Origin of the sequence: Shigella sp. FC1544 (assembly GCF_001722145.1) — a bacterium.
In the GTDB taxonomy this organism is placed as follows: Bacteria; Pseudomonadota; Gammaproteobacteria; order Enterobacterales; family Enterobacteriaceae; genus Escherichia; species Escherichia coli.
In genome coordinates this window covers 1-23,519 of sequence record NZ_MECT01000488.1, presented here as the reverse complement: position 1 = coordinate 23,519, position 23,519 = coordinate 1, and the positions used below count along the sequence as shown (strand labels likewise).

Annotated in this window: 22 protein-coding genes and 5 pseudogenes; 14 read left to right on the top strand and 13 right to left on the bottom strand. The window is 50.3% G+C overall.

Translation table 11 applies throughout. The features are described 5' to 3' along the window. Window positions 1–165: IS1 family transposase (locus BGK49_RS28130; RefSeq protein WP_047664789.1), on the bottom strand; the 165-nt coding region annotated here is incomplete at its 3' end. Window positions 166–213: 48 nt separating this feature from the next. On the opposite strand from BGK49_RS28130, the pseudogene BGK49_RS18870 reads away from it, so the two are divergent. From BGK49_RS18870 to clcB, 3 genes and pseudogenes are all read left to right on the top strand, one after another. Beyond that, a pseudogene (locus BGK49_RS18870) lies at window positions 214–1,307 on the top strand (molybdopterin dinucleotide binding domain-containing protein); the annotation flags it as partial. Then, window positions 1,246–1,542, top strand: a pseudogene (locus BGK49_RS18865) (Tat proofreading chaperone DmsD); the annotation flags it as partial. The pseudogenes BGK49_RS18870 and BGK49_RS18865, both read left to right, overlap by 62 nt. A 158-nt stretch (window positions 1,543–1,700) precedes the next feature. After that, a complete protein-coding gene (gene clcB / locus BGK49_RS18860) occupies window positions 1,701–2,993 on the top strand; it encodes a voltage-gated ClC-type chloride channel ClcB (protein ID WP_075319068.1) in 1,293 nt (430 codons plus the stop codon). Here clcB and bioD read toward each other — a convergent pair. The 3 genes from bioD to BGK49_RS18845 form a co-directional block, all read right to left on the bottom strand. After that, window positions 2,946–3,641 carry a dethiobiotin synthase gene (bioD, locus tag BGK49_RS18855; RefSeq protein WP_000919226.1) on the bottom strand — a complete coding sequence of 232 codons (696 nt, stop codon included), beginning with the start codon at window positions 3,639–3,641 and terminating at the stop codon, window positions 2,946–2,948. The genes clcB and bioD overlap by 48 nt on opposite strands. Window positions 3,642–3,765: 124 nt before the next feature. Continuing rightward, window positions 3,766–4,986, bottom strand: a complete 1,221-nt coding sequence (gene mlc, locus BGK49_RS18850) for a sugar metabolism global transcriptional regulator Mlc (protein ID WP_000225260.1) — start codon at window positions 4,984–4,986, stop codon at window positions 3,766–3,768. Between the two features lie 134 nt (window positions 4,987–5,120). Then, the gene (locus tag BGK49_RS18845; RefSeq protein ID WP_001019546.1) at window positions 5,121–6,014 is read right to left on the bottom strand and encodes a LysR family transcriptional regulator; all 894 of its coding nucleotides are present in this window, start codon (window positions 6,012–6,014) and stop codon (window positions 5,121–5,123) included. A 106-nt stretch (window positions 6,015–6,120) separates the two neighbouring features. Between BGK49_RS18845 and BGK49_RS18840 the strand changes: the two are divergent. After that, window positions 6,121–7,373, top strand: a pseudogene (locus BGK49_RS18840) (MFS transporter). Between the two features lie 48 nt (window positions 7,374–7,421). On the opposite strand, the gene BGK49_RS31745 reads toward BGK49_RS18840, so the two are convergent. Further along, entirely contained in the window at window positions 7,422–7,526 is a 105-nt protein-coding gene (locus BGK49_RS31745) for a KPN_01571 family protein (protein WP_001351109.1), read from the bottom strand. A 269-nt stretch (window positions 7,527–7,795) separates the two neighbouring features. Between BGK49_RS31745 and asr the strand changes: the two genes are divergently transcribed. The 3 genes from asr to BGK49_RS18825 all read left to right on the top strand — a co-directional run bounded on the left by asr (window position 7,796) and on the right by BGK49_RS18825 (window position 9,180). Beyond that, complete coding sequence (gene asr / locus BGK49_RS18835) at window positions 7,796–8,083, top strand: acid resistance repetitive basic protein Asr (protein WP_004983745.1); 288 nt, start codon at window positions 7,796–7,798, stop codon at window positions 8,081–8,083. A 92-nt stretch (window positions 8,084–8,175) separates the two neighbouring features. Further along, window positions 8,176–8,259 carry a small membrane protein YdgU gene (ydgU, locus tag BGK49_RS18830; RefSeq protein WP_000233090.1) on the top strand — a complete coding sequence of 28 codons (84 nt, stop codon included), beginning with the start codon at window positions 8,176–8,178 and terminating at the stop codon, window positions 8,257–8,259. Window positions 8,260–8,358: 99 nt separating this feature from the next. Then, window positions 8,359–9,180, top strand: a complete 822-nt coding sequence (locus tag BGK49_RS18825) for a trypsin-like serine peptidase (RefSeq protein ID WP_001260829.1) — start codon at window positions 8,359–8,361, stop codon at window positions 9,178–9,180. A 38-nt stretch (window positions 9,181–9,218) separates the two neighbouring features. Here the strand turns inward: BGK49_RS18825 and mdtI are convergent, their stop codons facing one another. The 3 genes from mdtI to BGK49_RS31740 form a co-directional block, all read right to left on the bottom strand. After that, window positions 9,219–9,548, bottom strand: a complete 330-nt coding sequence (gene mdtI, locus BGK49_RS18820) for a multidrug/spermidine efflux SMR transporter subunit MdtI (protein WP_000046661.1) — start codon at window positions 9,546–9,548, stop codon at window positions 9,219–9,221. Further along, window positions 9,535–9,900 carry a multidrug/spermidine efflux SMR transporter subunit MdtJ gene (gene mdtJ / locus BGK49_RS18815; protein WP_000276149.1) on the bottom strand — a complete coding sequence of 122 codons (366 nt, stop codon included), beginning with the start codon at window positions 9,898–9,900 and terminating at the stop codon, window positions 9,535–9,537. Before mdtJ ends, mdtI begins: the two co-directional genes overlap by 14 nt. 106 nt (window positions 9,901–10,006) lie before the next feature. Continuing rightward, window positions 10,007–10,177, bottom strand: a complete 171-nt coding sequence (locus BGK49_RS31740) for a protein YdgV (RefSeq protein ID WP_001303517.1) — start codon at window positions 10,175–10,177, stop codon at window positions 10,007–10,009. A 134-nt stretch (window positions 10,178–10,311) separates the two neighbouring features. Between BGK49_RS31740 and tqsA the strand changes: the two are divergent. Continuing rightward, window positions 10,312–11,345: pseudogene (gene tqsA / locus BGK49_RS18810) on the top strand (AI-2 transporter TqsA). Between the two features lie 24 nt (window positions 11,346–11,369). On the opposite strand, the gene pntB reads toward tqsA, so the two are convergent. Then, window positions 11,370–12,758 carry a Re/Si-specific NAD(P)(+) transhydrogenase subunit beta gene (pntB, locus tag BGK49_RS18805; RefSeq protein WP_000014036.1) on the bottom strand — a complete coding sequence of 463 codons (1,389 nt, stop codon included), beginning with the start codon at window positions 12,756–12,758 and terminating at the stop codon, window positions 11,370–11,372. 10 nt (window positions 12,759–12,768) lie between these two features. Beyond that, window positions 12,769–14,301 (bottom strand): Re/Si-specific NAD(P)(+) transhydrogenase subunit alpha, encoded by a 1,533-nt coding sequence (gene pntA / locus BGK49_RS18800; RefSeq protein ID WP_005041725.1) that lies wholly within the window; start codon window positions 14,299–14,301, stop codon window positions 12,769–12,771. A gap of 523 nt (window positions 14,302–14,824) precedes the next feature. Between pntA and ydgH the strand changes: the two genes are divergently transcribed. The 3 genes from ydgH to folM all read left to right on the top strand — a co-directional run bounded on the left by ydgH (window position 14,825) and on the right by folM (window position 18,096). Next, a complete protein-coding gene (ydgH, locus tag BGK49_RS18795) occupies window positions 14,825–15,769 on the top strand; it encodes a DUF1471 family protein YdgH (RefSeq protein WP_000769322.1) in 945 nt (314 codons plus the stop codon). Between the two features lie 185 nt (window positions 15,770–15,954). Further along, window positions 15,955–17,337 carry an amino acid permease gene (locus BGK49_RS18790; RefSeq protein WP_069375815.1) on the top strand — a complete coding sequence of 461 codons (1,383 nt, stop codon included), beginning with the start codon at window positions 15,955–15,957 and terminating at the stop codon, window positions 17,335–17,337. Window positions 17,338–17,373: 36 nt separating this feature from the next. Next, window positions 17,374–18,096 (top strand): dihydromonapterin reductase, encoded by a 723-nt coding sequence (gene folM / locus BGK49_RS18785; protein ID WP_000513677.1) that lies wholly within the window; start codon window positions 17,374–17,376, stop codon window positions 18,094–18,096. Here the strand turns inward: folM and BGK49_RS18780 are convergent. Continuing rightward, a complete protein-coding gene (locus BGK49_RS18780) occupies window positions 18,093–18,428 on the bottom strand; it encodes a GlpM family protein (protein ID WP_000524868.1) in 336 nt (111 codons plus the stop codon). The genes folM and BGK49_RS18780 overlap by 4 nt on opposite strands. A 128-nt stretch (window positions 18,429–18,556) precedes the next feature. Here BGK49_RS18780 and rstA point away from each other — a divergent pair, with 128 nt between their 5' ends. The 3 genes from rstA (at window position 18,557) to tus (ending at window position 21,586) form a co-directional block, all read left to right on the top strand. Continuing rightward, complete coding sequence (rstA, locus tag BGK49_RS18775) at window positions 18,557–19,276, top strand: two-component system response regulator RstA (protein ID WP_001092501.1); 720 nt, start codon at window positions 18,557–18,559, stop codon at window positions 19,274–19,276. Window positions 19,277–19,279: 3 nt separating this feature from the next. Continuing rightward, window positions 19,280–20,581, top strand: coding sequence for a two-component system sensor histidine kinase RstB (gene rstB, locus BGK49_RS18770; RefSeq protein ID WP_000732524.1), 1,302 nt, complete (start codon window positions 19,280–19,282; stop codon window positions 20,579–20,581). Window positions 20,582–20,656: 75 nt separating this feature from the next. Continuing rightward, window positions 20,657–21,586, top strand: coding sequence for a DNA replication terminus site-binding protein (gene tus / locus BGK49_RS18765; RefSeq protein ID WP_001399164.1), 930 nt, complete (start codon window positions 20,657–20,659; stop codon window positions 21,584–21,586). Here tus and fumC read toward each other — a convergent pair. Together fumC and BGK49_RS18755 are read right to left on the bottom strand one after the other, a co-directional pair. Then, window positions 21,583–22,986 carry a class II fumarate hydratase gene (fumC, locus tag BGK49_RS18760; RefSeq protein WP_001099102.1) on the bottom strand — a complete coding sequence of 468 codons (1,404 nt, stop codon included), beginning with the start codon at window positions 22,984–22,986 and terminating at the stop codon, window positions 21,583–21,585. The genes tus and fumC overlap by 4 nt on opposite strands. Before the next feature lie 151 nt (window positions 22,987–23,137). Further along, window positions 23,138–23,519: pseudogene (locus BGK49_RS18755) on the bottom strand (IS4 family transposase); the annotation flags it as partial.

The window sequence follows — 23,519 nt, the reverse complement described above, 5'->3', positions numbered from 1 at the left end:
TTTCTGGTGCGTACCGGGCTGAGAGGCGGTGTAAGTGAACTGTAGTTGCCATGTTTTACGGCAATGAGAGCAGAGATAGCGCTGATGTCCGGCAGTGCTTTTGCCGTTACGCACCACGCCTTCAGTAGCGGAGCAGGAAGGACATCTGATGGAAATGGAAGCCACGCAAGCACCTTAAAATCACCATCATACACTAAATCAGTAAGTTGGCAGCATTACCCGCAAATGACGACAATCCGCGACGGCGTCCGCGGCAAAGATAAACTGGATGTGCCCATTAAGTTCATCTGGAACTACGCGGGAAATACCCTCGTTAATCAGCATTCTGACATCAACAAAACGCATGAAATTCTGCAGGACGAATCGAAATGCGAAATGATTGTGGTCATCGAAAACTTTATGACCTCATCGGCAAAATATGCCGACATTCTGCTGCCAGACCTGATGACCGTTGAGCAGGAAGATATTATTCCTAACGACTACGCCGGTAACATGGGATATCTCATTTTCCTCCAGCCTGTCACCAGCGAAAAATTCGAACGCAAACCGATTTACTGGATCCTGAGTGAAGTCGCGAAACGTCTTGGACCTGACGTCTATCAAAAGTTCACAGAAGGTCGCACGCAGGAACAATGGTTACAACATCTGTACGCCAAAATGCTTGCCAAAGATCCGGCGTTACCGTCTTACGACGAACTGAAAAAAATGGGTATCTATAAGCGTAAAGATCCCAATGGCCATTTTGTCGCCTACAAAGCATTTCGTGACGACCGCGAGGCAAATCCACTTAAAACGCCTTCCGGTAAGATTGAAATTTATTCCAGCAGGCTGGCGGAAATTGCCCGTACCTGGGAACTGGAAAAAGATGAAGTGATAAGCCCATTGCCAGTTTATGCCTCAACCTTTGAAGCTGGAACTCCCCTGAACGTAGAACCTTCCCACTGCAACTGTTTGGTTTCCATTACAAATCCCGTACTCACTCGACCTACGGCAATATTGATCTCCTGAAGGCTGCCTGCCGTCAGGAGGTGTGGATCAACCCTATAGATGCGCAGAAACGTGGGATTGCCAACGGCGATATGGTGCGGGTGTTTAACCATCGTGGCGAAGTTCGGCTACCAGCCAAAGTAACACCACGTATTCTCCCTGGAGTTAGCGCTATGGGCCAGGGAGCCTGGCACGAGGCCAATATGTCTGGCGATAAAATAGACCATGGCGGCTGTGTGAATACGCTAACCACTCTGCGCCCTTCACCACTGGCGAAGGGAAAACCGCAGCACACTAATCTGGTCGAGATCGAAAAAATATTTTGGTTCACTGCTGTTGATGGCTGCGTGGTTGGCGGAGAATGGTCGCCAGACAGAATGCGAAGAATTGCTGGCATGGCACCTTTTTCCGTGGTCAACACGTTTTCTTGATGTTTTTATCGAAAAAGCAGAACACCCTTTCTACCGTGCACTGGGTGAACTGTCTCGCTTAACGCTGGCGCAATGGCAATCACAACTGTTAATTCCTGTCGCGGTTAAACCGCTGTTTCGATAGGATCACCGTAATATTGCCGGATGGTGACGATTACGCGCAATCCGGCAATAATAGGTTACAGTGTCACGTTTTTTTATCTCTTAAAGCACGCACTGCTTTTGCGGCTGGCCTCTTTTGCCGCAAAATAGTCGCCCGTGTTTCATTGCCCATTTCTGCTCATGCATCATCTACACATCTATCCGGATCTGCGCACTATGTTCCGCCGTCTGCTTATCGCAACAGTCGTCGGTATTCTCGCGGCCTTTGCCGTTGCCGGGTTTCGTCATGCGATGCTGCTACTGGAGTGGTTGTTCCTCAATAATGACTCCGGCAGTCTGGTCAATGCAGCGACAAACCTTTCCCCCTGGCGACGGTTGCTAACTCCGGCGCTCGGCGGACTGGCGACGGGTTTGTTGCTGATGGGCTGGCAGAAATTTACCCAACAACGCCCTCATGCGCCGACCGATTACATGGAAGCGTTGCAAACCGATGGACAGTTCGATTGCGCAGCAAGCCTGGTTAAATCGCTTGCCTCGCTGCTGGTAGTAACCAGCGGCAGTGCAATTGGTCGCGAAGGTGCGATGATTCTTTTAGCTGCCCTTGCCGCCTCCTGTTTTGCCCAACGTTTTACGCCACGCCAGGAGTGGAAATTATGGATCGCCTGTGGGGCCGCGGCGGGAATGGCTGCGGCCTATCGTGCCCCGCTTGCTGGCAGTTTATTTATAGCCGAAGTGCTGTTTGGCACTATGATGTTGGCCTCTCTCGGCCCGGTGATTATTTCCGCCGTCGTGGCATTGCTGGTTAGCAATCTGATTAATCATAGCGACGCGTTACTCTACAACGTACAACTCTCAGTGACGGTTCAGGCTCGTGACTATGCGCTGATTATCAGTACATGTGTGCTGGCAGGTCTGTGCGGACCACTGTTGTTAACGTTAATGAACGCCTGTCATCGTGGATTTGTGAGTCTCAAACTTGCGCCGCCCTGGCAACTGGCACTAGGCGGGTTGATCGTGGGTCTGCTTTCCCTGTTCACACCTGCAGTGTGGGGCAACGGCTATAGCACCGTACAATCCTTTTTAACCGCCCCACCACTGTTAATGATCATTGCCGGGATCTTCCTTTGTAAACTGTGTGCCGTGCTGGCGAGTAGCGGTTCCGGCGCACCCGGTGGTGTCTTTACACCGACGCTATTTATCGGTCTTGCCATTGGCATGTTGTATGGTCGTAGCCTGGGATTATGGTTCCCTGATGGCGAAGAAATTACGCTTTTACTCGGATTGACCGAGATGGCGACACTGTTGGCGGCAACCACGCACGCGCCGATTATGTCGACGTTGATGATATGTGAAATGACCGGGGAGTATCAGCTACTCCCCGGTTTATTGATTGCCTGCGTCATTGCGTCGGTAATTTCGCGGACGTTACACCGTGACTCTATCTACCGCCAGCACACTGCGCAGCATAGCTAAGCGGATGTATTGCCCCAGTTCTCGCTGTTCGGCGCGCGGCAGATAAGGCAGTTCACCAATGAGCGGTGCCGGAAGTTTTTTACCCAGCACATCAATGATTTCCGCATAATGCGCCAGTCCTGGGTTGATTCGGTTAGCCACCCAGCCAATGAGCGGCAGCCCGTCGTTGGCAATCGCCTGAGCTGTTAGCAGTGCATGGTTAATGCAACCTTCCTGAATACCGACAACCATCAACACCGGCAACTGTTCCTGCACCACCCATTCAGAGAGTGGACGCAAATCATTCATCAGACTGCGCCAGCCGCCAGTCCCTTCTACCACGACATGATCGACTTTATCGGTCAGGTTTGCCAGGCCGTTTGAAATGAGGGTGTAATTGATTGGGCAACTGTGCGCCACGCTACTTTCTTCTTCGCTTAACGCGATAGGATTAACTGCTTCATAAGGCAGTTCGATGGTTGAAACACTCTGCAACACCAGGGCATCTTTATTACGCAGCCCTTCGGGTGTCTCTTTGCTCCCCTTCGCTACGGGTTTATATCCCGCAACTGTTTTTCCCTGGGAGGCTAACGCTTGTAGCAATGCGCGGGAAACCACCGTTTTCCCTACAGAAGTGTCTGTACCGGTAATAAAGAAACGCTTCAGCATCACTAACTCCACCGTTATGCTTCACAAATATAAACCAGGAAAATAATTAACCTTGAAAGTCTAAGTTATGCTTTCCTGGCCCAAATTGAGATAGCGCAAATTTTGGTATAACAGTTAAAAAATGTTAACCCTGCAACAGACGAATCAACAAAGAACCGTTATACATCGCGTCTTTTACCAGCGCAGCGCCTGCTATCGTGCCCTGGTTAGAAAACTGAGTACTCTCAACGCTAATGTGCTGACTATACGTAGGAAGGGCCTGCTGACGTATGCTGTCCGAGATGACAGGGAAGAGGATATCTGCCGCTTTACTTAACGGTGAGCCAATCAGTATTTTTTGTGGGTTAAATAAATTCACCATGATGGCAAGAATGCGCCCGACATGCGCGCCCACCCCGGTAATGATGTCTTTTGCCAGTAGATCGCCGCGCAATGCCGCCTGACACAATGAGTCCACGGTTAACGGTTGCCCATGTAACATCGAGCTCATGGATTGATTGAGACGCAGCTGTGCCAGCTCAAGAATACTGTCCACACTGGCGATGGTTTCGAGGCAGCCGTGGTTCCCGCAATAACAGCGTTTACCATATGGGTCGACCTGTGTGTGGCCTATTTCCACGAGACTACTGCTGCCTGCGTGTAGCAGATGACCATCGGTAATGACGCCCGCCCCCACGTTGTGATCGATAACCACCTGAATCACATCGCGCGCCCCGCGTGAGGCACCAAACAAGGCCTCTGCCATCGTCCATGCGCTGATATCATGCTGAATATAAACCGGTATGCCGGTATGCTGCTCCAGCGCCTCGCCGAGCGGCATCTCTTTTACATCCTCGTAGAACGGCATGCGATGTACAATACCATTTTCCGTATCAATAATTCCCGGCAGGGTTATGGCAATCGAAGTTAGACGCTCAAGTTTTTTCTGGTGGCGGATAAAAAACTGATCGATATGGGAAATGATACGATCCAGCAATGGCAAGTCATCTTTTAACGCCAGTTCCTGCGACTCTTCCACCACCAGTTTGCTGCTCAGATCGCGCAGAGCAAGGAAAATCTCCCCGCGACTAATGCGCAGAGAAAGATAGTGCCAGGCTTCAGTTTCAACCACCAGCCCCACCGCCGGACGGCCACGGTTCCCCGCTTCTTTGATTTCCAGCTCTTGCACCAAGTGTGCTTCGAGCATCTCACGGACAATTTTAGTGATACTGGCAGGAGCCAGCTGCGCCAGACGGGAAAGATCGATACGCGAGACTGGACCAAGCTGATCAATCAGGCGATAAACCGCGCCCGCGTTGGTCTGCTTTATTTGATCAATGTGCCCAGGCTGGTTTTCAGCAACCACCGCATACTCCCTATATTTTCGCGCTCCGAAATAATCTGTAGGCTATGGTGAAGCACTTCAATACGTGTCGTCAAATTTTTACTTAGACATGTGATTAACAGCACATTTTTCGGGCTTTTTCGCTGAAATTTCCCTCACCTGAGAGCATTCAGCAGATGAATACGAAAGTTACGCGAAGCTGGACTTTGTTCATGATGTTTCGGCCAGACCAACCACATTTCAGAAACCGCATCCTCTTCAGCAATCGGCACCCAGCGCATTTCGTTGAGCTGAACACGTTTAAATGAAGCAGGCAAAATTGAAACACCCAGACCGGCGGAAACCAGACCGATGATGGTCATTGCCTCGCCCACCTCCTGAGTGATGACGGGCGTCAAATGGTAACGTCGCATCAGCCCGAGAATATCGTCATACAGCCCTGTCCCGACGTGCGGATCAAAAAAGACGAAGGGTTCTTTCGCCAGTTCAGCCAACGTTACATTCGGGTTATTTGCCAGGGGATGATCGTGCGGGATCATCGCCATAAGCGGTTCATGGACGATGACTGCGTGTGCAAGCGTCTCCGGTAACGCTGTGTTACGCAGCAATCCCATATCCAGCGTTCCTTCAATGAGCGGAGCGATTTGCTCACGAGTGTTCATTTCGCGGGTTTGTAAATGGACACCGGGATAATCACGGCGAAACAGCGATAACGTATCGGACACCGCCCGAATAAAAGGAGCGGACGAAGTAAAACCAATGCGCAACTCCCCCGCTTCACCCTGATGCAGTCTTTCAGCGCGAGCGGCAGCGTCATCTACCATAGACAGGATTTGCCGACTATCTGCAAGAAACTGTTTTCCTGCTGCCGTCAGCAATACACTGCGATTAGTTCGTGCCAGCAGTCGGGCACCAATTTGTTGCTCCAGTGCCTGAATCTGCTGACTTAGCGGTGGTTGCGAAATATTCAGGCGGGCAGCGGCGCGCCCGAAATGCAGCTCTTCCGCAACAGCAACAAAGTAACGCAGATGACGAAGTTCAATATTCATATTTAAAACATCTTATTTGAGATTATTAATATATTAGACAGAACAATTCGATTTTCCTAACCTATGTATAAGCCTGATCCACAGGCATATTTAGCAAGGATTTCAAGTGAGCCGTACTACAACTGTTGATGGCGCTCCGGCAAGCGACACTGACAAGCAAAGCATTTCTCAGCCAAATCAATTTATTAAACGCGGTACGCCGCAATTTATGCGCGTCACCCTGGCGCTGTTCTCTGCCGGACTGGCAACCTTTGCACTCCTCTATTGTGTGCAGCCTATCCTTCCGGTGCTTTCGCAGGAGTTTGGCTTAACCCCCGCGAACAGTAGTATTTCACTGTCCATTTCCACGGCGATGTTGGCTATTGGTTTGCTGTTTACTGGCCCCCTATCCGATGCCATTGGTCGCAAACCAGTGATGGTCACGGCGCTACTGTTGGCCTCCATTTGTACGTTATTTCGACAATGATGACCAGCTGGCACGGCATTTTGATTATGCGCGCCTTGATTGGGCTTTCGTTAAGTGGCGTGGCAGCTGTTGGCATGACTTATCTTAGCGAGGAAATCCACCCCAGTTTCGTGGCCTTTTCGATGGGGTTGTATATCAGCGGCAACTCAATTGGCGGCATGAGCGGACGCTTAATTAGTGGTGTCTTCACGGACTTTTTCAACTGGCGAATTGCTCTGGCGGCAATCGGTTGTTTCGCGCTAGCCTCGGCGTTGATGTTCTGGAAAATCCTTCCGGAATCACGCCATTTTCGCCCGACTTCGCTGCGACCTAAGACGTTGTTTATCAACTTTCGTCTGCACTGGCGTGACCGGGGATTACCGTTATTGTTCGCAGAAGGCTTTTTGCTGATGGGGTCGTTCGTCACGCTGTTTAATTACATCGGCTATCGGTTGATGCTTTCCCCCTGGCATGTCAGTCAGGCCGTGGTTGGCTTATTATCGCTGGCTTATTTGACCGGTACACGGAGCTCACCCAAAGCCGGAACCATGACCACCCGCTACGGGCGCGGTCCGGTGATGTTGTTTTCGACGGGGGTTATGCTGTTTGGTTTACTGATGACCTTATTCAGCTCGCTGTGGCTGATCTTTGCCGGAATGTTACTCTTCTCAGCAGGATTCTTCGCAGCCCACTCAGTTGCCAGCAGCTGGATCGGCCCCCGCGCAAAACGCGCTAAAGGCCAGGCCTCCTCGCTGTATCTGTTCAGTTACTATCTGGGGTCGAGTATTGCCGGGACGCTGGGTGGTGTTTTCTGGCATAACTATGGCTGGAACGGCGTCGGCGCATTTATTGCTCTGATGCTGGTCATTGCTCTGCTGGTCGGGACGCGTTTGCATCGTCGTCTGCACGCCTGAAAAATAAGCCCGGACTGCGGTAACTACACGTCCGGACTTATTGCTTGCTCAAACCAACGTTAATAGCCATCCTAAAATAGACGAAGCGCCAGCCAATTCCCGCAGTGCGTCTAGCGTCATCAGGATTATAAGTACCCAAATAAACGGATTCATTTTGCTGTGTGTCATTTATTACTGATGCGCAGTTATTCTACCGCTTTGTAAGTAGTAAAATAGTTAACCCGATCAAGACTACTATTATTGGTAGCTAAATTTCCCTTAAGTCACAATACGTTATATCAATGCTGTAATTTATTCAGCGTTTGTACATATCGTTACACGCTGAAACCAACCACTCACGGAAGTCTGCCATTCCCAGGGATATAGTTATTTCAACGGCCCCGCAGTGGGGTTAAATGAAAAAACAAATTGAGGGTATGACAATGAAAAAAGTATTAGCTCTGGTTGTTGCCGCTGCTATGGGTCTGTCTTCTGCCGCCTTTGCTGCAGAGACTGCGACGACCACCAAAGCAGCGCCGGCGAAAACGACACATCATAAAAAACAGCATAAAGCAGCACCTGCCCAGAAAGCGCAGGCAGCTAAAAAGCATCATAAAAATACGAAAGCTGAACAGAAAGCCCCTGAACAAAAAGCGCAGGCAGCGAAGAAACACGCCGGGAAACACAGTCATCAGCAACCGGCAAAACCTGCTGCACAACCCGCAGCGTAAGTTTTCAACAGTAATGCTGGCGCGCCCCCTCGCGCCTGAAAATTACGGTGCTAAGCGGGTAACGTTTAGCACCGCCTTTAGCGGAGGGTAGTATGGTGGGCCGTTATCGCTTTGAGTTCATTCTTATCATCCTTATTTTATGCGCACTGATTGCCGCCCGTTTTTATCTTTCCTGACTGTAGTTATCTGATTTTACTCCCACTTTCATCCCGTCCCGTCTATAGTATTTATGAGGGTTTGCTTTTAATAATCATAATTACCCACCAGAGTGTGATATGCGTACAACCATTGCTGTAGTGTTGGGTGCAATTAGTTTGACGTCTGCTTTTGTGTTTGCAGATAAACCAGACGTTGCCAAATCGGCAAACGATGAGGTCAGCACCCTGTTTTTTGGTCATGATGATCGTGTGCCAGTGAATGACACGGCCCAATCACCGTGGGATGCGGTTGGGCAACTGGAAACGGCCAGCGGCAATTTATGTACGGCGACGCTGATTGCACCCAATCTGGCATTAACGGCAGGACACTGTTTATTGACACCTCCAAAGGGTAAAGCGGATAAAGCAGTGGCGCTGCGTTTTGTGTCAAATAAAGGTCTTTGGCGCTATGAGATCCACGACATAGAAGGCTGCGTTGATCCGACACTGGGAAAGCGGTTAAAAGCAGATGGGGATGGTTGGATTGTACCTCCCGCAGCCGCGCCGTGGGACTTCGGATTGATTGTGCTACGTAATCCCCCTTCTGGCATTACACCGTTGCCGTTATTTGAGGGAGATAAAGCCGCGCTTACTGCCGCATTAAAATCGGCTGGCCGTAAAGTAACTCAGGCGGGATACCCTGAAGATCATCTCGATACGTTGTACAGTCATCAAAACTGTGAAGTGACTGGCTGGGCGCAAACGTCGGTGATGTCACATCAGTGCGATACCTTGCCGGGTGACAGCGGTTCGCCTCTGATGTTGCATACCAATGACGGCTGGCAATTAATTGGGGTGCAAAGTTCGGCTCCTGCCGCGAAAGATCGCTGGCGCGCCGATAACCGGGCCATTTCTGTTACCGGTTTTCGCGACAAGCTGGATCAACTGTCGCAAAAATAATGTTCAAACGCTGCCCGACTGTGCGGGCAGCGTGTTCATCAGGCAAGTTTCACCATGATCATTCCAGCCAACAGCAAGACCAGGCCAATCCAGCCTTTACGATTTAACCGTTGACCAAACAAGATCCAACCTGCGGCTAACGTGGCGGCAATACCAAACCCGCCCCACAATGCATAAGCGACAGACAAGTCGATCCCTTTAACGGCCTGAGAAAGCGCACTAAAGGCAGCCAGCACCGCCGCCAGGGAGAGCAAGCCAAATATTTTGCGACGAAAGCCGTCAGAAAATTTCAAAAAGACGTTAGCAACGATTTCCAGCACGATTGCCAATGCCAGCCAGGCGGCGTGAACCCATTCAAACTGCGCCATGGTTCACCTCCAGTTCAGGTTTACGCGCTTTACGGGTACCTGATTTTATCAACACAATCCCGGCGACCAGGGTGGTTAACCCGGCAATTTTCATCAGCGATAAACTTTCGTCGAATAACAAAACGCTAAACAAGGTAATAAATAAAATACCGATACCTTCCCACAGCGCATAAGCTACGCCTAAGGCGATCTTTTTAACGGCGAAAGAGAGAAATATATACGATAGAGAAATCATCACCAGCATTAAAATAAAGCCGCCATTTCCCTCACTGACGCTCGCCCATTTCATTGACAGCGTACCGGTAATTTCTGTAGCAATAGCCAGGCCTAATAAAATCCAATAAATATACATTGTCCTTCTCCTGCAAGAGAATTATTTTAATTTTCGCTTAATTCAGCGAAATCAAAGTAAAGTGGTCAAGCCCCGCGCATAGGGCAAGCTTAGGCAGAAGAAAGGACTAAAGCGCGTTGCGCCAGTGCTGCTCACCTACGAGCAAGATAGTGGATGAGGTACGAAGATGGGTAAATGTTGAAAATAAGGTCCTGAACAAATTGTCCATAATATTACAATTATCCGCAGTGTTGCTTCTCGTCATCGCGGATGATAATTGTCCTCGGTAGTTGAACACGCCTGATTTGTATCATAGCTTAAGAATTAACTCAAAATATTTTCACTTCTTTACCTGAGCGGTTTGATTTTCGTTATGATGACGGAGCGAAAAAGACATTATTATTAGCAAAGGAAGAAAAAACGGGGACAAGCATGGCAAAGCCGATCATCACGCTCAATGGCCTAAAAATCGTCATTATGTTGGGAATGCTGGTCATTATTCTCTGCGGTATCCGTTTTGCCGCCGAGATCATCGTGCCGTTTATTCTCGCATTATTTATTGCTGTTATTCTTAACCCGCTGGTGCAACACATGGTCCGCTGGCGAGTGCCGCGTGTACTGGCGGTGTCGATTTTGATGACCATCATCGTGATGGCGATGGTGTTGCTATTAGCTTATCTGGGTTCCGCGCTCAACGAGTTGACGCGGACGTTACCGCAATATCGCAACTCTATTATGACGCCGCTGCAAGCTCTTGAGCCGTTGTTGCAACGCGTAGGGATTGACGTCTCAGTTGACCAGCTGGCGCATTACATTGATCCGAACGCAGCGATGACGTTGCTCACCAACTTATTGACGCAGTTATCTAATGCCATGTCATCAATATTTTTATTGCTGCTGACGGTGCTGTTTATGCTGCTCGAAGTGCCACAATTGCCCGGAAAATTTCAGCAAATGATGGCGCGTCCGGTTGAAGGGATGGTGGCGATTCAACGTGCAATTGACAGTGTTTCTCATTATCTGGTGCTGAAAACAGCCATCAGCATCATCACCGGCCTGGTCGCCTGGGCGATGCTCGCCGCACTCGATGTTCGCTTCGCTTTTGTCTGGGGATTGCTGGCCTTTGCGCTTAATTACATCCCTAATATTGGTTCAGTTCTCGCGGCAATCCCCCCTATCGCTCAGGTACTGGTGTTTAATGGCTTCTACGAAGCGTTGCTGGTGCTGGCGGGATATCTGCTGATTAATCTGGTCTTCGGCAATATTCTGGAGCCGCGCATCATGGGACGTGGGCTGGGGCTTTCCACATTGGTGGTATTTTTGTCGTTGATTTTTTGGGATGGTTGTTAGGACCGGTGGGTATGCTGCTTTCCGTGCCGTTAACAATTATTGTCAAAATTGCGCTTGAACAAACAGCGGGAGGTCAAAGCATCGCCGTTCTGTTAAGCGATCTCAATAAAGAGTGACGGCCTCCGCAGAGGCCGTCAGGGTTACAGAGCTTTCAGGATTGCATCCACGCTGGCTTTGGCGTCACCAAACAGCATGTGGGTGTTTTCCTTGAAGAACAGCGGGTTTTGCACACCAGCATAGCCAGTGTTCATCGAACGTTTAAAGACAATCACGTTCTGCGCTTTCCACACTTCCAGCACAGGCATACCAGCAATAGGACTCTTCGGATCATCCTGCGCCGCCGGGTTAACCGTATCGTTAGCACCAATCACCAGTACGGTATCGGTATCAGCAAAGTCATCGTTGATCTCGTCCATTTCCAGCACGATGTCATACGGTACTTTTGCTTCAGCCAGCAATACGTTCATATGTCCAGGCAAACGCCCCGCAACCGGGTGGATACCGAAACGCACGTTGATACCACGAGCGCGCAGTTTCTCGGTAATTTCAGCGACAGGATATTGCGCCTGCGCGACTGCCATGCCGTACCCCGGAGTAATGATCACTGAATGGGAGTTTTTCAGCAGTTCCGCTGTCTCTTCTGCGGTGATTTCGCGGTGCTCGCCCACTTCCTGATCATCGCCAGTAGAAGAGCCGTCGGTGCCGAAACCACCCGCAATAACGCTGATAAAGGAACGGTTCATCGCCTTACACATAATGTAAGAAAGGATAGCCCCCGAAGAACCGACCAGCGCACCGGTCACAATCAGCAGGTCGTTGCTGAGCATAAAGCCCGCAGCCGCAGCCGCCCAGCCGGAGTACGAGTTCAGCATCGACACCACCACTGGCATATCTGCACCACCGATGGAGGCGACTAAATGCCAGCCGAATACCAGCGCAATGGCGGTCATTATTAGCAATGCCAGCACTTGCAGGCCGACGCTGTCCGTGCGAACAAATACAATCAGCAGCAGGAAGGAAACGACCAGAGCCGCCAGGTTCATTTTGTGACGGTTTGGCAGCATCAACGGTTTAGACGAAATCTTGCCACACAGTTTGCCGAACGCCACCACCGAACCCGTGAACGTTACCGCCCCGATGAAGATACCGAGGAACACTTCCGTCAGGTGAATATTGACCAGAATCGGTGCCATTCCCGCGTCATGATGCAGATAGCTGTTAAAGCCAACCAGCACTGCCGCCAGACCCACGAAGCTGTGCAGGATCGCCACCAGTTCTGGCATTTCGGTCATTTCAACTTTCTTCGCCAGACGGATACCAATTGCCCCACCAATGACCATCGCCAGCAAGATCCAGCCAACATTACCCGTATCCGGTCCAAAAATGGTTGCGATTAACGCAATCGCCATCCCTGCGATACCGAAGTTGTTACCCTGGCGAGACGTTTCATGTTTCGAAAGACCGGCCAGACTGAAGATAAACAGGATCGCGGCAACAATGTATGCAGCTGTAACTAATCCTCCAGACATATGTTACCCCTTAATTTTTGCGGAACATTTTCAGCATGCGCTGAGTCACGGTGAAGCCACCGAAAATATTAATGCTGGCTATAAGCACCGCGATAAAACTAAGGAAGCTAACCCAGCCGCCCTGGCCAATCTGCAACAGTGCTCCGACAACAATAATCCCTGAAATCGCGTTGGTGACCGACATCAACGGTGTATGCAGCGCGTGCGATACATTCCACACCACGTAATAACCGACAACGCAGGCCAGCGCGAAAACGGTGAAGTGCCCAAGAAACTCTTTCGGCGCAACGCTTGCCAGCCAACCGAAAAGGATGATTGCCAGCGCCATCAACGCGTATTTACGCCACGGTGAGCAGGCACATTTTTCCTCAGTTTTCACTTCCGGTGCCGCTTTTTGTGCCGCCTGCGGCTGAGCTGATACCTGAATCGGCGGTGCCGGCCAGGTAATTTCGCCCGCACGGGTCACGGTCACGCGGCGAATCACCACATCATCAAAATCAACAGTGATATTGCCGTCTTTCTCTTTGCACAACAGTTTCAGCAGATTAACGAGGTTAGTACCGTAAAGCTGCGAGGATTGCGTCGGCAGACGGCCCGGAAGATCGGTATAACCAATCACTTTGACACCATTTTCCGTAGTGAAGATTTCACCCGGCACGGTGTATTCACAGTTGCCACCGTTTTGGGCTGCCAGGTCGACAATCACACTGCCCGTCTTCATGGAGTCAACCATTTCACGGGTAATTAGCTTCGGCGCTGGTTTGCCTGGAATAAGCGCGGTGGTGACAATGATATCGACCTCTTTTGCCTGGGCGGCAAAGAGTTCCATTTCCGCTTTAATGAACGCGTCCGACATCACTTTGGCATAGCCATCGCCGCTGCCCGCTTCCTCTTTAAAATCCAGCTCGAGGAATTCCGCGCCCATACTTTGAACTTGTTCTTTCACTTCCGGACGGGTGTCGAATGCACGCACAATCGCGCCGAGACTGTTTGCTGCGCCAATGGCGGCCAGACCTGCAACACCCGCACCAATCACCATCACTTTTGCCGGTGGCACTTTCCCGGCCGCAGTAATTTGCCCGGTAAAGAAGCGCCCAAATTCATGTGCCGCTTCAACAATGGCGCGATAACCGGCGATGTTCGCCATCGAGCTTAGTGCGTCCAGCGATTGTGCGCGTGAGATACGCGGCACAGAATCCATCGCCATCACGGTCACGTTACGTTCCGCAAGTTTTTGCATTAATTCCGGATTCTGCGCAGGCCAGATAAAACTCACCAGCGTTGTCCCAGGATTCAGTAACGCAATTTCATCATCTAACGGCGCATTGACCTTCAGAATGATCTCTGACTGCCAGACGCTATTCCCTTCTACAATTTCAGCGCCCGCTTGCACAAACGCTTTATCGTCAAAACTTGCCAGTTGACCCGCGCCGCTCTCTACCGCGACGGTAAAACCCAGTTTCAGCAGCTGTTCCACTGTTTTTGGCGTTGCTGCAACACGGGTTTCATTGGTTAACCGTTCTCTTGGTATGCCAATTCGCATGATATTCCCTTCCATCGGTTTTATTGATGATGGTTTGCCTGTGTCAGGAGCCACACAAGCCGCTCATGTACGAGCTAAATGTTACTCCGTTAAAATAAATTAGTAACAAACGCCCTATAACGTACTGAAAATTATGCCTGTGATCTAGCGCCAAAAATCAGTATTTCGGCGTGAACTCGCAAAATATTAACGATTCAGCCGTGATAGTGGGATAAACACCTTAGAACGCCGGATAAAGACTGATAATTGTCTTCGACGGTCGGGTAAAACGAGACATCGCCCCGGCACGATTCACTACTTAACATTAAATTAACTTATACAATTCAGTTGCTTCAGTAGTAATGATGCTGATACGGCTGTTTTTTAAGCATAGACGGTCATTTGAGCAGGATTAAAATTGGCTTAAGGAATGTGATATGAAAAATGACGCAGACAGTTACACCGTTTAAATGCAATAATCAGCCACGTTTCTCGTTAATAACAATACCAGTACCTGGTTTGCGCAAGGCGAAGGATTATTTTTATGAAGCTTAAGAACACCCTCCTGGCGTCGGCACTGCTTTCTGCTACGGCATTCTCCGTTAACGCAGCAACAGAACTGACACCGGAGCAAGCGGCAGCGGTTAAACCTTTTGACCGTGTAGTGGTTACCGGTCGTTTTAATGCTATTGGCGAAGCGGTGAAAGCCGTTTCTCGTCGCGCAGATAAAGAAGGTGCCGCCTCTTTTTATGTTGTCGACACTTCTGATTTTGGTAACAGCGGTAACTGGCGTGTGGTCGCTGACCTCTATAAAGCCGATGCTGAAAAAGCAGAAGAAACAAGTAATCGCGTAATTAACGGTGTTGTCGAACTGCCGAAAGATCAGGCTGTTCTGATTGAACCGTTTGACACGGTCACCGTCCAGGGCTTCTATCGTAGCCAGCCAGAAGTCAATGATGCCATCACCAAAGCGGCAAAAGCGAAAGGTGCCTACTCTTTCTACATCGTTCGTCAAATCGATGCCAACCAGGGCGGCAACCAGCGTATTACTGCATTCATCTATAAAAAAGATGCTAAGAAACGTATCGTCCAGAGCCCGGATGTGATCCCGGCAGATTCCGAAGCAGGACGTGCAGCTCTGGCTGCCGGTGGCGAAGCCGCGAAGAAAGTTGAGATCCCAGGTGTTGCGACTACCGCATCACCAAGTTCTGAAGTCGGTCGTTTCTTTGAAACCCAGTCATCAAAAGGCGGGCGTTACACCGTCACGCTCCCGGATGGCACTAAAGTCGAAGAACTGAACAAAGCGACCGCAGCGATGATGGTCCCGTTCGATAGCATCAAATTCTCTGGCAACTACGGCAACATGACCGAAGTCTCCTATCAGGTTGCGAAACGTGCCGCGAAGAAAGGTGCTAAGTATTATCACATCACCCGCCAGTGGCAGGAACGTGGTAATAACCTGACCGTCAGCGCAGATCTGTATAAATAACTATTCAGTTACTCCTATAAGGCGGCTTGATGCCGCCTTTCGCATTTTTAGTCACAAATTTCCCCGCGACCATTGCATGCAGACACATCTCTTCGTAAAATCCCGCGCTTCAGTGGCAAACTCCATTTTTATGCGTTTTGCCCTAATATTTATTCTTCTTATCACGTTTTAATCACTGGATATCGATGGAAAAGAAACTGGGACTGAGCGCACTCACCGCGCTGGTATTAAGCTCAATGCTGGGCGCGGGTGTTTTCAGTCTGCCGCAAAATATGGCGGCAGTTGCCAGCCCGGCAGCACTGCTCATCGGCTGGGGTATTACTGGCGCTGGCATTTTATTGCTGGCCTTTGCCATGCTGATCCTCACGCGCATTCGTCCCGAACTTGACGGCGGTATCTTTACCTATGCCCGCGAAGGGTTTGGCGAGCTAATCGGCTTTTGTTCCGCATGGGGATACTGGCTGTGCGCAGTCATCGCCAACGTCTCCTATCTGGTGATCGTTTTTTCCGCGTTAAGCTTTTTTACGGACACGCCGGAATTGCGCCTGTTCGGCGATGGTAATACCTGGCAATCGATCGTCGGTGCATCGGCTTTATTGTGGATTGTTCACTTTTTGATCCTGCGCGGGGTGCAAACCGCTGCCAGCATTAACCTGGTGGCGACACTGGCAAAATTGTTGCCGCTGGGTCTGTTTGTTGTGCTGGCGATGATGATGTTCAAACTGGATACCTTCAAGCTCGACTTCACCGGACTTGTACTTGGCGTACCCGTTTGGGAACAGGTGAAAAACACCATGCTGATCACCCTGTGGTTTTTCATTGGTGTGGAAGGTGCCGTGGTTGTTTCTGCGCGTGCGCGTAATAAACGTGATGTTGGCAAAGCGACACTGCTGGCGGTTCTCTCCGCTCTGGGCGTTTACTTGCTGGTAACGCTGCTTTCGCTGGGTGTGGTGGCACGTCCTGAACTGGCTGAAATTCGTAACCCGTCAATGGCCGGTCTGATGGTGGAAATGATGGGACCATGGGGCGAAATCATCATCGCTGCCAGTTTGATCGTTTCCGTTTGCGGCGCGTACTTAAGCTGGACCATCATGGCGGCAGAAGTTCCGTTCCTGGCTGCCACTCATAAAGCATTCCCACGCATTTTTGCGCGCCAGAACGCACAAGCTGCGCCATCCGCCTCACTGTGGTTGACCAACATCTGCGTGCAAATTTGTCTGGTACTCATCTGGCTGACCGGTTCCGATTACAATACGTTGCTGACCATCGCCTCAGAAATGATTCTGGTGCCCTATTTCCTGGTCGGCGCGTTCTTGCTGAAAATCGCAACCCGTCCACTGCATAAAGCGGTAGGTGTCGGTGCCTGCATTTATGGCTTATGGTTATTGTACGCCTCTGGTCCAATGCACTTGCTGTTATCCGTTGTTCTGTATGCGCCGGGGCTGCTGGTTTTCCTGTATGCGCGCAAAACGCATACACATGATAATGTACTGAACCGTCAGGAAATGGTGCTGATTGGCATGCTGTTAATTGCCTCAGTTCCGGCGACCTGGATGCTGGTGGGATAACGTTCATCCCATCGTTGGATAGCAAAGGAGATAACGATGGGTAAAGCCCAGCCCTTGCCAATATTAATTACTGGCGGAGGTCGTCGCATCGGCCTCGCCCTCGCCTGGCATTTCATTAATCAAAAGCAACCGGTGATTGTCAGCTATCGGACGCACTATCCAGCCATTGATGGACTGATTAAGGCAGGTGCGCAGTGTATTCAGGCTGATTTTTCGACCACCGACGGTGTGATGGCGTTTGCCGATGAAGTACTAAAAAGCACCCATGGTCTGCGTGCTATTTTGCATAACGCCAGTGCGTGGATGGCGGAAAAACCGGGTGCGCCACTGGCCGACGTACTGGCTTGCATGATGCAGATCCACGTTAATACCCCATACCTGCTCAACCATGCGCTGGAAAGATTACTGCGTGGGCACGGACACGCCGCCAGCGATATCATTCACTTTACCGATTATGTGGTGGAGCGCGGTAGCGACAAGCATATTGCGTATGCTGCAAGCAAAGCGGCACTGGATAATATGACCCGCTCGTTTGCCCGCAAGCTGGCACCGGAAGTGAAAGTGAATTCTATTGCTCCATCGCTGATCCTGTTTAATGAACATGATGATGCCGAATATCGACAACAGGCGCTGAATAAATCACTGATGAAAACCGCGCCTGGCGAGAAAGAAGTGATCGACCTGGTCGATTACTTACTTACCAGTTGCTTTGTCACCGGACGCAGTTTCCCACTTGATGGCGGTCGTCATCTGCGTTAATGCAGCTTTATCCAGCATATAATCAACACCCATGCGCTTATCCCCCAACACGCAACAGAACCAACAAAAGCGGCGGGCAAGCGCATCATTCCGGTGAAATACCACAGCGACACCAGGTAAACAAAATAGGGAATAATCGACCACATACTAAAAATGATGGTTGCGCGTAAGGCTTCAATGCCGCGTTCGCTGGCAACAATATAATGCGCGATAAGCGCAAAGGTCGGGAAAAGTGGAATCAGCCCGGCGATATAATAATTTTTCGTTTTTGCTAAAACACCAATCAACAGCACTACCAGCGCACCGAGCGCGGCTTTGATTACCAGCCCCATTTTTTTACCTTAACACTTCCATAACAAGTCATCAGTAGAATACCTGATGAAAACTTGTTTAGAAACGATTGATAGTAAGTAAAAACAGCGCGGTGTATTGTGACGTTTTTATATCTACCGTGAATGTTATGAACACTATCGTATTTGTGGAAGATGATGCGGAAGTCGGTTCACTGATTGCCGCGTACCTGGCAAAACATGATATGCAGGTTACCGTAGAGCCGCGCGGCGACCAGGCCGAAGAAACCATTTTGCGAGAAAATCCGGATTTGGTGTTACTCGACATCATGCTACCAGGCAAGGACGGCATGACCATTTGTCGTGATTTACGCGCAAAGTGGTCTGGACCGATTGTTCTTCTAACCTCTCTCGATAGCGATATGAACCACATCTTGGCACTGGAAATGGGTGCCTGCGACTATATTCTCAAAACGATGCCCCCTGCTGTTTTGCTAGCGCGTTTACGTTTGCATTTGCGTCAGAATGAGCAAGCCACACTGACCAAAGGTCTTCAGGAAACGTCTCTGACTCCCTACAAAGCCCGGCATTTCGGCACGTTGACCATCGATCCCATCAACCGCGTAGTCACCCTGGCTAACACTGAAATCTCGCTCTCGACAGCTGATTTCGAATTATTGTGGGAATTAGCTACCCATGCCGGGCAAATCATGGACCGCGATGCATTGCTGAAAAATTTACGCGGCGTCAGTTATGACGGACTGGATCGTAACGTGGACGTGGCTATTTCGCGGTTAAGAAAAAAACTGCTCGATAACGCCGCAGAACCTTATCGCATTAAAACTGTACGTAACAAAGGCTATCTTTTTGCGCCTCATGCATGGGAATAAGCGATGAAAAAACTGTTTATCCAGTTTTACCTGTTATTGTTTGTCTGCTTCCTTGTGATGTCTCTGCTGGTTGGGTTGGTGTACAAATTTACCGCCGAACGCGCGGGCAAACAGTCGCTGGATGATTTGATGAACAGTTCGCTGTATCTGATGCGCAGCGAATTGCGTGAGATCCCCCCACACGACTGGGGTAAGACGCTGAAAGAGATGGATTTAAATCTCTCTTTCGATCTGCGTGTCGAGCCACTGAGTAAATACCATCTTGATGATATTTCCATGCACCGACTGCGTGGCGGCGAAATTGTCGCCCTGGACGATCAGTACACGTTTTTGCAGCGTATCCCGCGCAGCCACTACGTGCTGGCAGTTGGTCCTGTTCCTTATCTTTATTATCTCCATCAGATGCGATTGCTGGATATCGCCCTGATCGCTTTTATTGCTATTTCCCTCGCCTTTCCGGTGTTTATCTGGATGCGTCCGCACTGGCAGGATATGTTAAAACTGGAAGCAGCGGCGCAACGATTTGGCGATGGGCATCTCTATGAGCGTATCCACTTTGATGAGGGTTCGAGCTTTGAACGACTTGGTATCGCATTTAACCAGATGGCGGACAATATCAACGCCTTGATTGCCAGCAAAAAACAGCTTATTGACGGTATCGCTCACGAACTGCGAACACCGTTAGTGCGCCTGCGTTATCGACTGGAGATGAGCGATAACCTGAGCGCCGCCGAGTCCCAGGCGTTGAATCGTGATATCAGTCAACTTGAAGCTTTAATTGAAGAGCTGCTGACTTATGCCCGACTCGATCGCCCACAAAACGAGCTTCATCTTAGCGAACCAGACCTGCCGTTGTGGCTGTCAACGCATCTGGCAGATATTCAGGCAGTAACGCCCGATAAAACGGTACGGATAAAAACGCTCGTGCAAGGCCATTATGCGGCGTTGGATATGCGCTTAATGGAGCGCGTGCTGGATAATTTGCTCAATAACGCCCTGCGGTACTGCCATTCAACGGTTGAAACCAGCCTGCTACTGTCGGGGAATAGAGCGACATTAATTGTTGAGGATGATGGCCCAGGGATTGCCCCAGAAAACCGCGAACATATCTTTGAACCTTTTGTTCGCCTCGATCCCAGCCGGGATCGCTCAACCGGCGGCTGCGGGCTGGGGCTGGCAATTGTCCACTCTATAGCACTGGCAATGGGCGGTACGGTTAATTGTGACACCAGCGAACTGGGTGGTGCTCGCTTCTCGTTTAGCTGGCCGTTATGGCATAACATCCCGCAATTTACCTCTGCCTGACACTACGCGCACGATGGTCAAGTCAATACCATTGTGCTATAAATTAAGGATGTTGTAACTAAAGTGGTTAATATTATGGCGCGTTACGATCTCGTAGACCGACTCAACACTACCTTTCGCCAGATGGAACAAGAGCTGGCTGCATTTGCCGCTCATCTTGAGCAACACAAGCTATTGGTTGCCCGCGTGTTCTCTTTGCCGGAGGTAAAAAAAGAGGATGAGCATAATCCGCTTAATCGTATTGAGGTGAAACAACATCTCGGCAACGACGCGCAGTCGCTGGCGTTGCGTCATTTCCGCCATTTATTTATTCAACAACAGTCCGAAAATCGCAGCAGCAAAGCCGCTGTCCGTCTGCCTGGCGTGTTGTGTTACCAGGTCGATAACCTTTCGCAAGCAGCGTTGGTCAGTCATATTCAGCACATCAATAAACTCAAGACCACGTTCGAGCATATCGTCACGGTTGAGTCAGAACTCCCCACCGCGGCACGTTTTGAATGGGTGCATCGTCATTTGCCGGGGCTGATCACCCTTAATGCTTACCGCTCGCTCACCGTTCTGCACGACCCCGCCACTTTACGTTTTGGCTGGGCTAATAAACATATCATTAAAAATTTGCATCGTGATGAAGTCCTGGCACAGCTGGAAAAAAGCCTGAAATCACCACGCAGTGTCGCACCGTGGACGCGCGAGGAGTGGCAAAGAAAACTGGAGCGAGAGTATCAGGATATCGCTGCCCTGCCACAGAACGCGAAGTTAAAAATCAAACGTCCGGTGAAGGTGCAGCCGATTGCCCGCGTCTGGTACAAAGGAGATCAAAAACAAGTGCAACACGCCTGCCCTACACCGCTGATTGCACTGATTAATCGGGATAATGGTGCGGGCGTGCCGGACGTTGGTGAGTTGTTAAATTACGATGCCGACAATGTGCAGCACCGTTATAAACCTCAGGCGCAGCCGCTTCGTTTGATCATTCCACGGCTGCACCTGTATGTTGCAGATTAACGCCCGGCTTTCATACTGCCGACCATCTGTTCTGGCCGTACCCAGCTGTCAAACTCGGCTTCGCTAAGATACCCCAGCGCAAGGGCCGCAGCTTTTAAGGTCAGCCCTTCTTTATGCGCTTTTTTGGCGATCTCCGCGGCTTTGTCATAACCAATGTGGGTGTTAAGCGCAGTCACCAGCATCAGCGATTCATTGAGTAATTGATTGATTCGCTCACGATTCGGTTCAATACCCACTGCGCAGTGTTTGTTAAAACTTTCCATGCCATCTGCCAGCAAGCGCACCGATTGCAGGAAATTATGGATCACCATCGGACGGAAGACGTTCAGTTCAAAGTTACCGGAAGCGCCACCCATGTTGATCGCCACGTCGTTCCCCATTACCTGACAGCAGAGCATGGTTAATGCTTCACACTGGGTTGGGTTCACTTTCCCCGGCATGATTGAGCTGCCCGGCTCATTTTCCGGGATTGAGATTTCACCAATTCCGCAGCGCGGGCCAGAGGCCAGCCAGCGGACATCATTGGCGATTTTCATCAGTGACGCAGCCAACCCTTTCAACGCGCCGTGCGCCTGAACCAGGGCATCACAGGTCGCAAGCGCTTCAAATTTGTTCGGCGCGGTAACAAACGGTGCACAGGTAATGACTGCCAGTTCATCTGCTACGCGACGCGCATACTCCGGATGGGTATTTAGTCCAGTACCCACCGCTGTACCGCCAAGAGCCAGTTCCGCTACGTGAGGCAGGCTGTATTCGATATGTTTGAGATTATGCTCGAGCATCGCTACCCAGCCGGAAATCTCCTGCCCTAGTGTTAGCGGCGTGGCGTCCTGCAAGTGGGTTCGACCGATTTTGACGATATCGGCAAATGCACGCGATTTTTCACTCAGTGTCTGTGTCAGGGTTTTAAGCTGCGGAATGAGTTGCTTGCGCAGCGCCAGCAGCGCCGCAACGTGCATCGCCGTCGGAAAGACATCGTTGGAACTTTGGCTTTTGTTCACGTCGTCGTTAGGGTGAACTTTACGTTCCATCCCGCGCACGCCGCCGAGTAATTCACTGGCCCGGTTAGCCAGCACTTCGTTCATGTTCATGTTACTTTGCGTGCCGGAGCCGGTCTGCCAGATAGCCAGCGGGAATTCGTCGTCATGCTGTCCTGCCAGTACTTCATCCGCCGCCTGCCGAATGGCGCTCGCTTTCTCTTCAGACAACAATCCTAAATCTTCATTAACTTTTGCCGCTGCGCGCTTGGTTAGCGCCAGCGCATGAATCAGTGAGGTGGGCATTTTCTCCGTCGAAATGCGGAAATGCTCCAGCGAGCGTTGAGTTTGTGCGCCCCACAGCTTATCTGCCGGGACATCAATCGCCCCCATCGAATCTTTTTCGCTGCGTACTGTATTCATGGCCTGCTCCTCACCTGTTTAATTTTTTCTTTCTGTTTTGCTTTCGTTAAGCAACTCTTAGCTCACTTATTATTTACCATTTGATAACAAATGTTTGGTCTTTCGTGCCATGTAAAAAAACCGCCCCGAAGGGCGTAATGCCAGTCAGTAAAGCAACTGTCTGGCTCTTTTTCGGGGCTGTGGGGTATTTCCAGGGCCTCTCCTTTACCACTCTCGGGAAGGCCCTTCCCCTTCTCGTCGGTAATTTCACAAGTTGTCCCATACTTGCAAGATCGCGCATCAGCTCCGGTATACGTCCCGGTGAAGCGCCCTGCAATGTCATCAGCATTCTCATCACCATTCCGCATGATTCTGAGAAACTCAGTTGATTCGGCCAGTAACCTTTCAGATGTTCCGCCATTTTAATCATCTGATATCTCACCAGATTATAAGCCAGTAAGACACCCCACAGCTCTTGCTCCACAAGCTCCGGCTTTTTACTTCTCAGCGTCAGCCTGCTCAGTTGCATCGTCTGTTTTATCTCCCTGTATCCC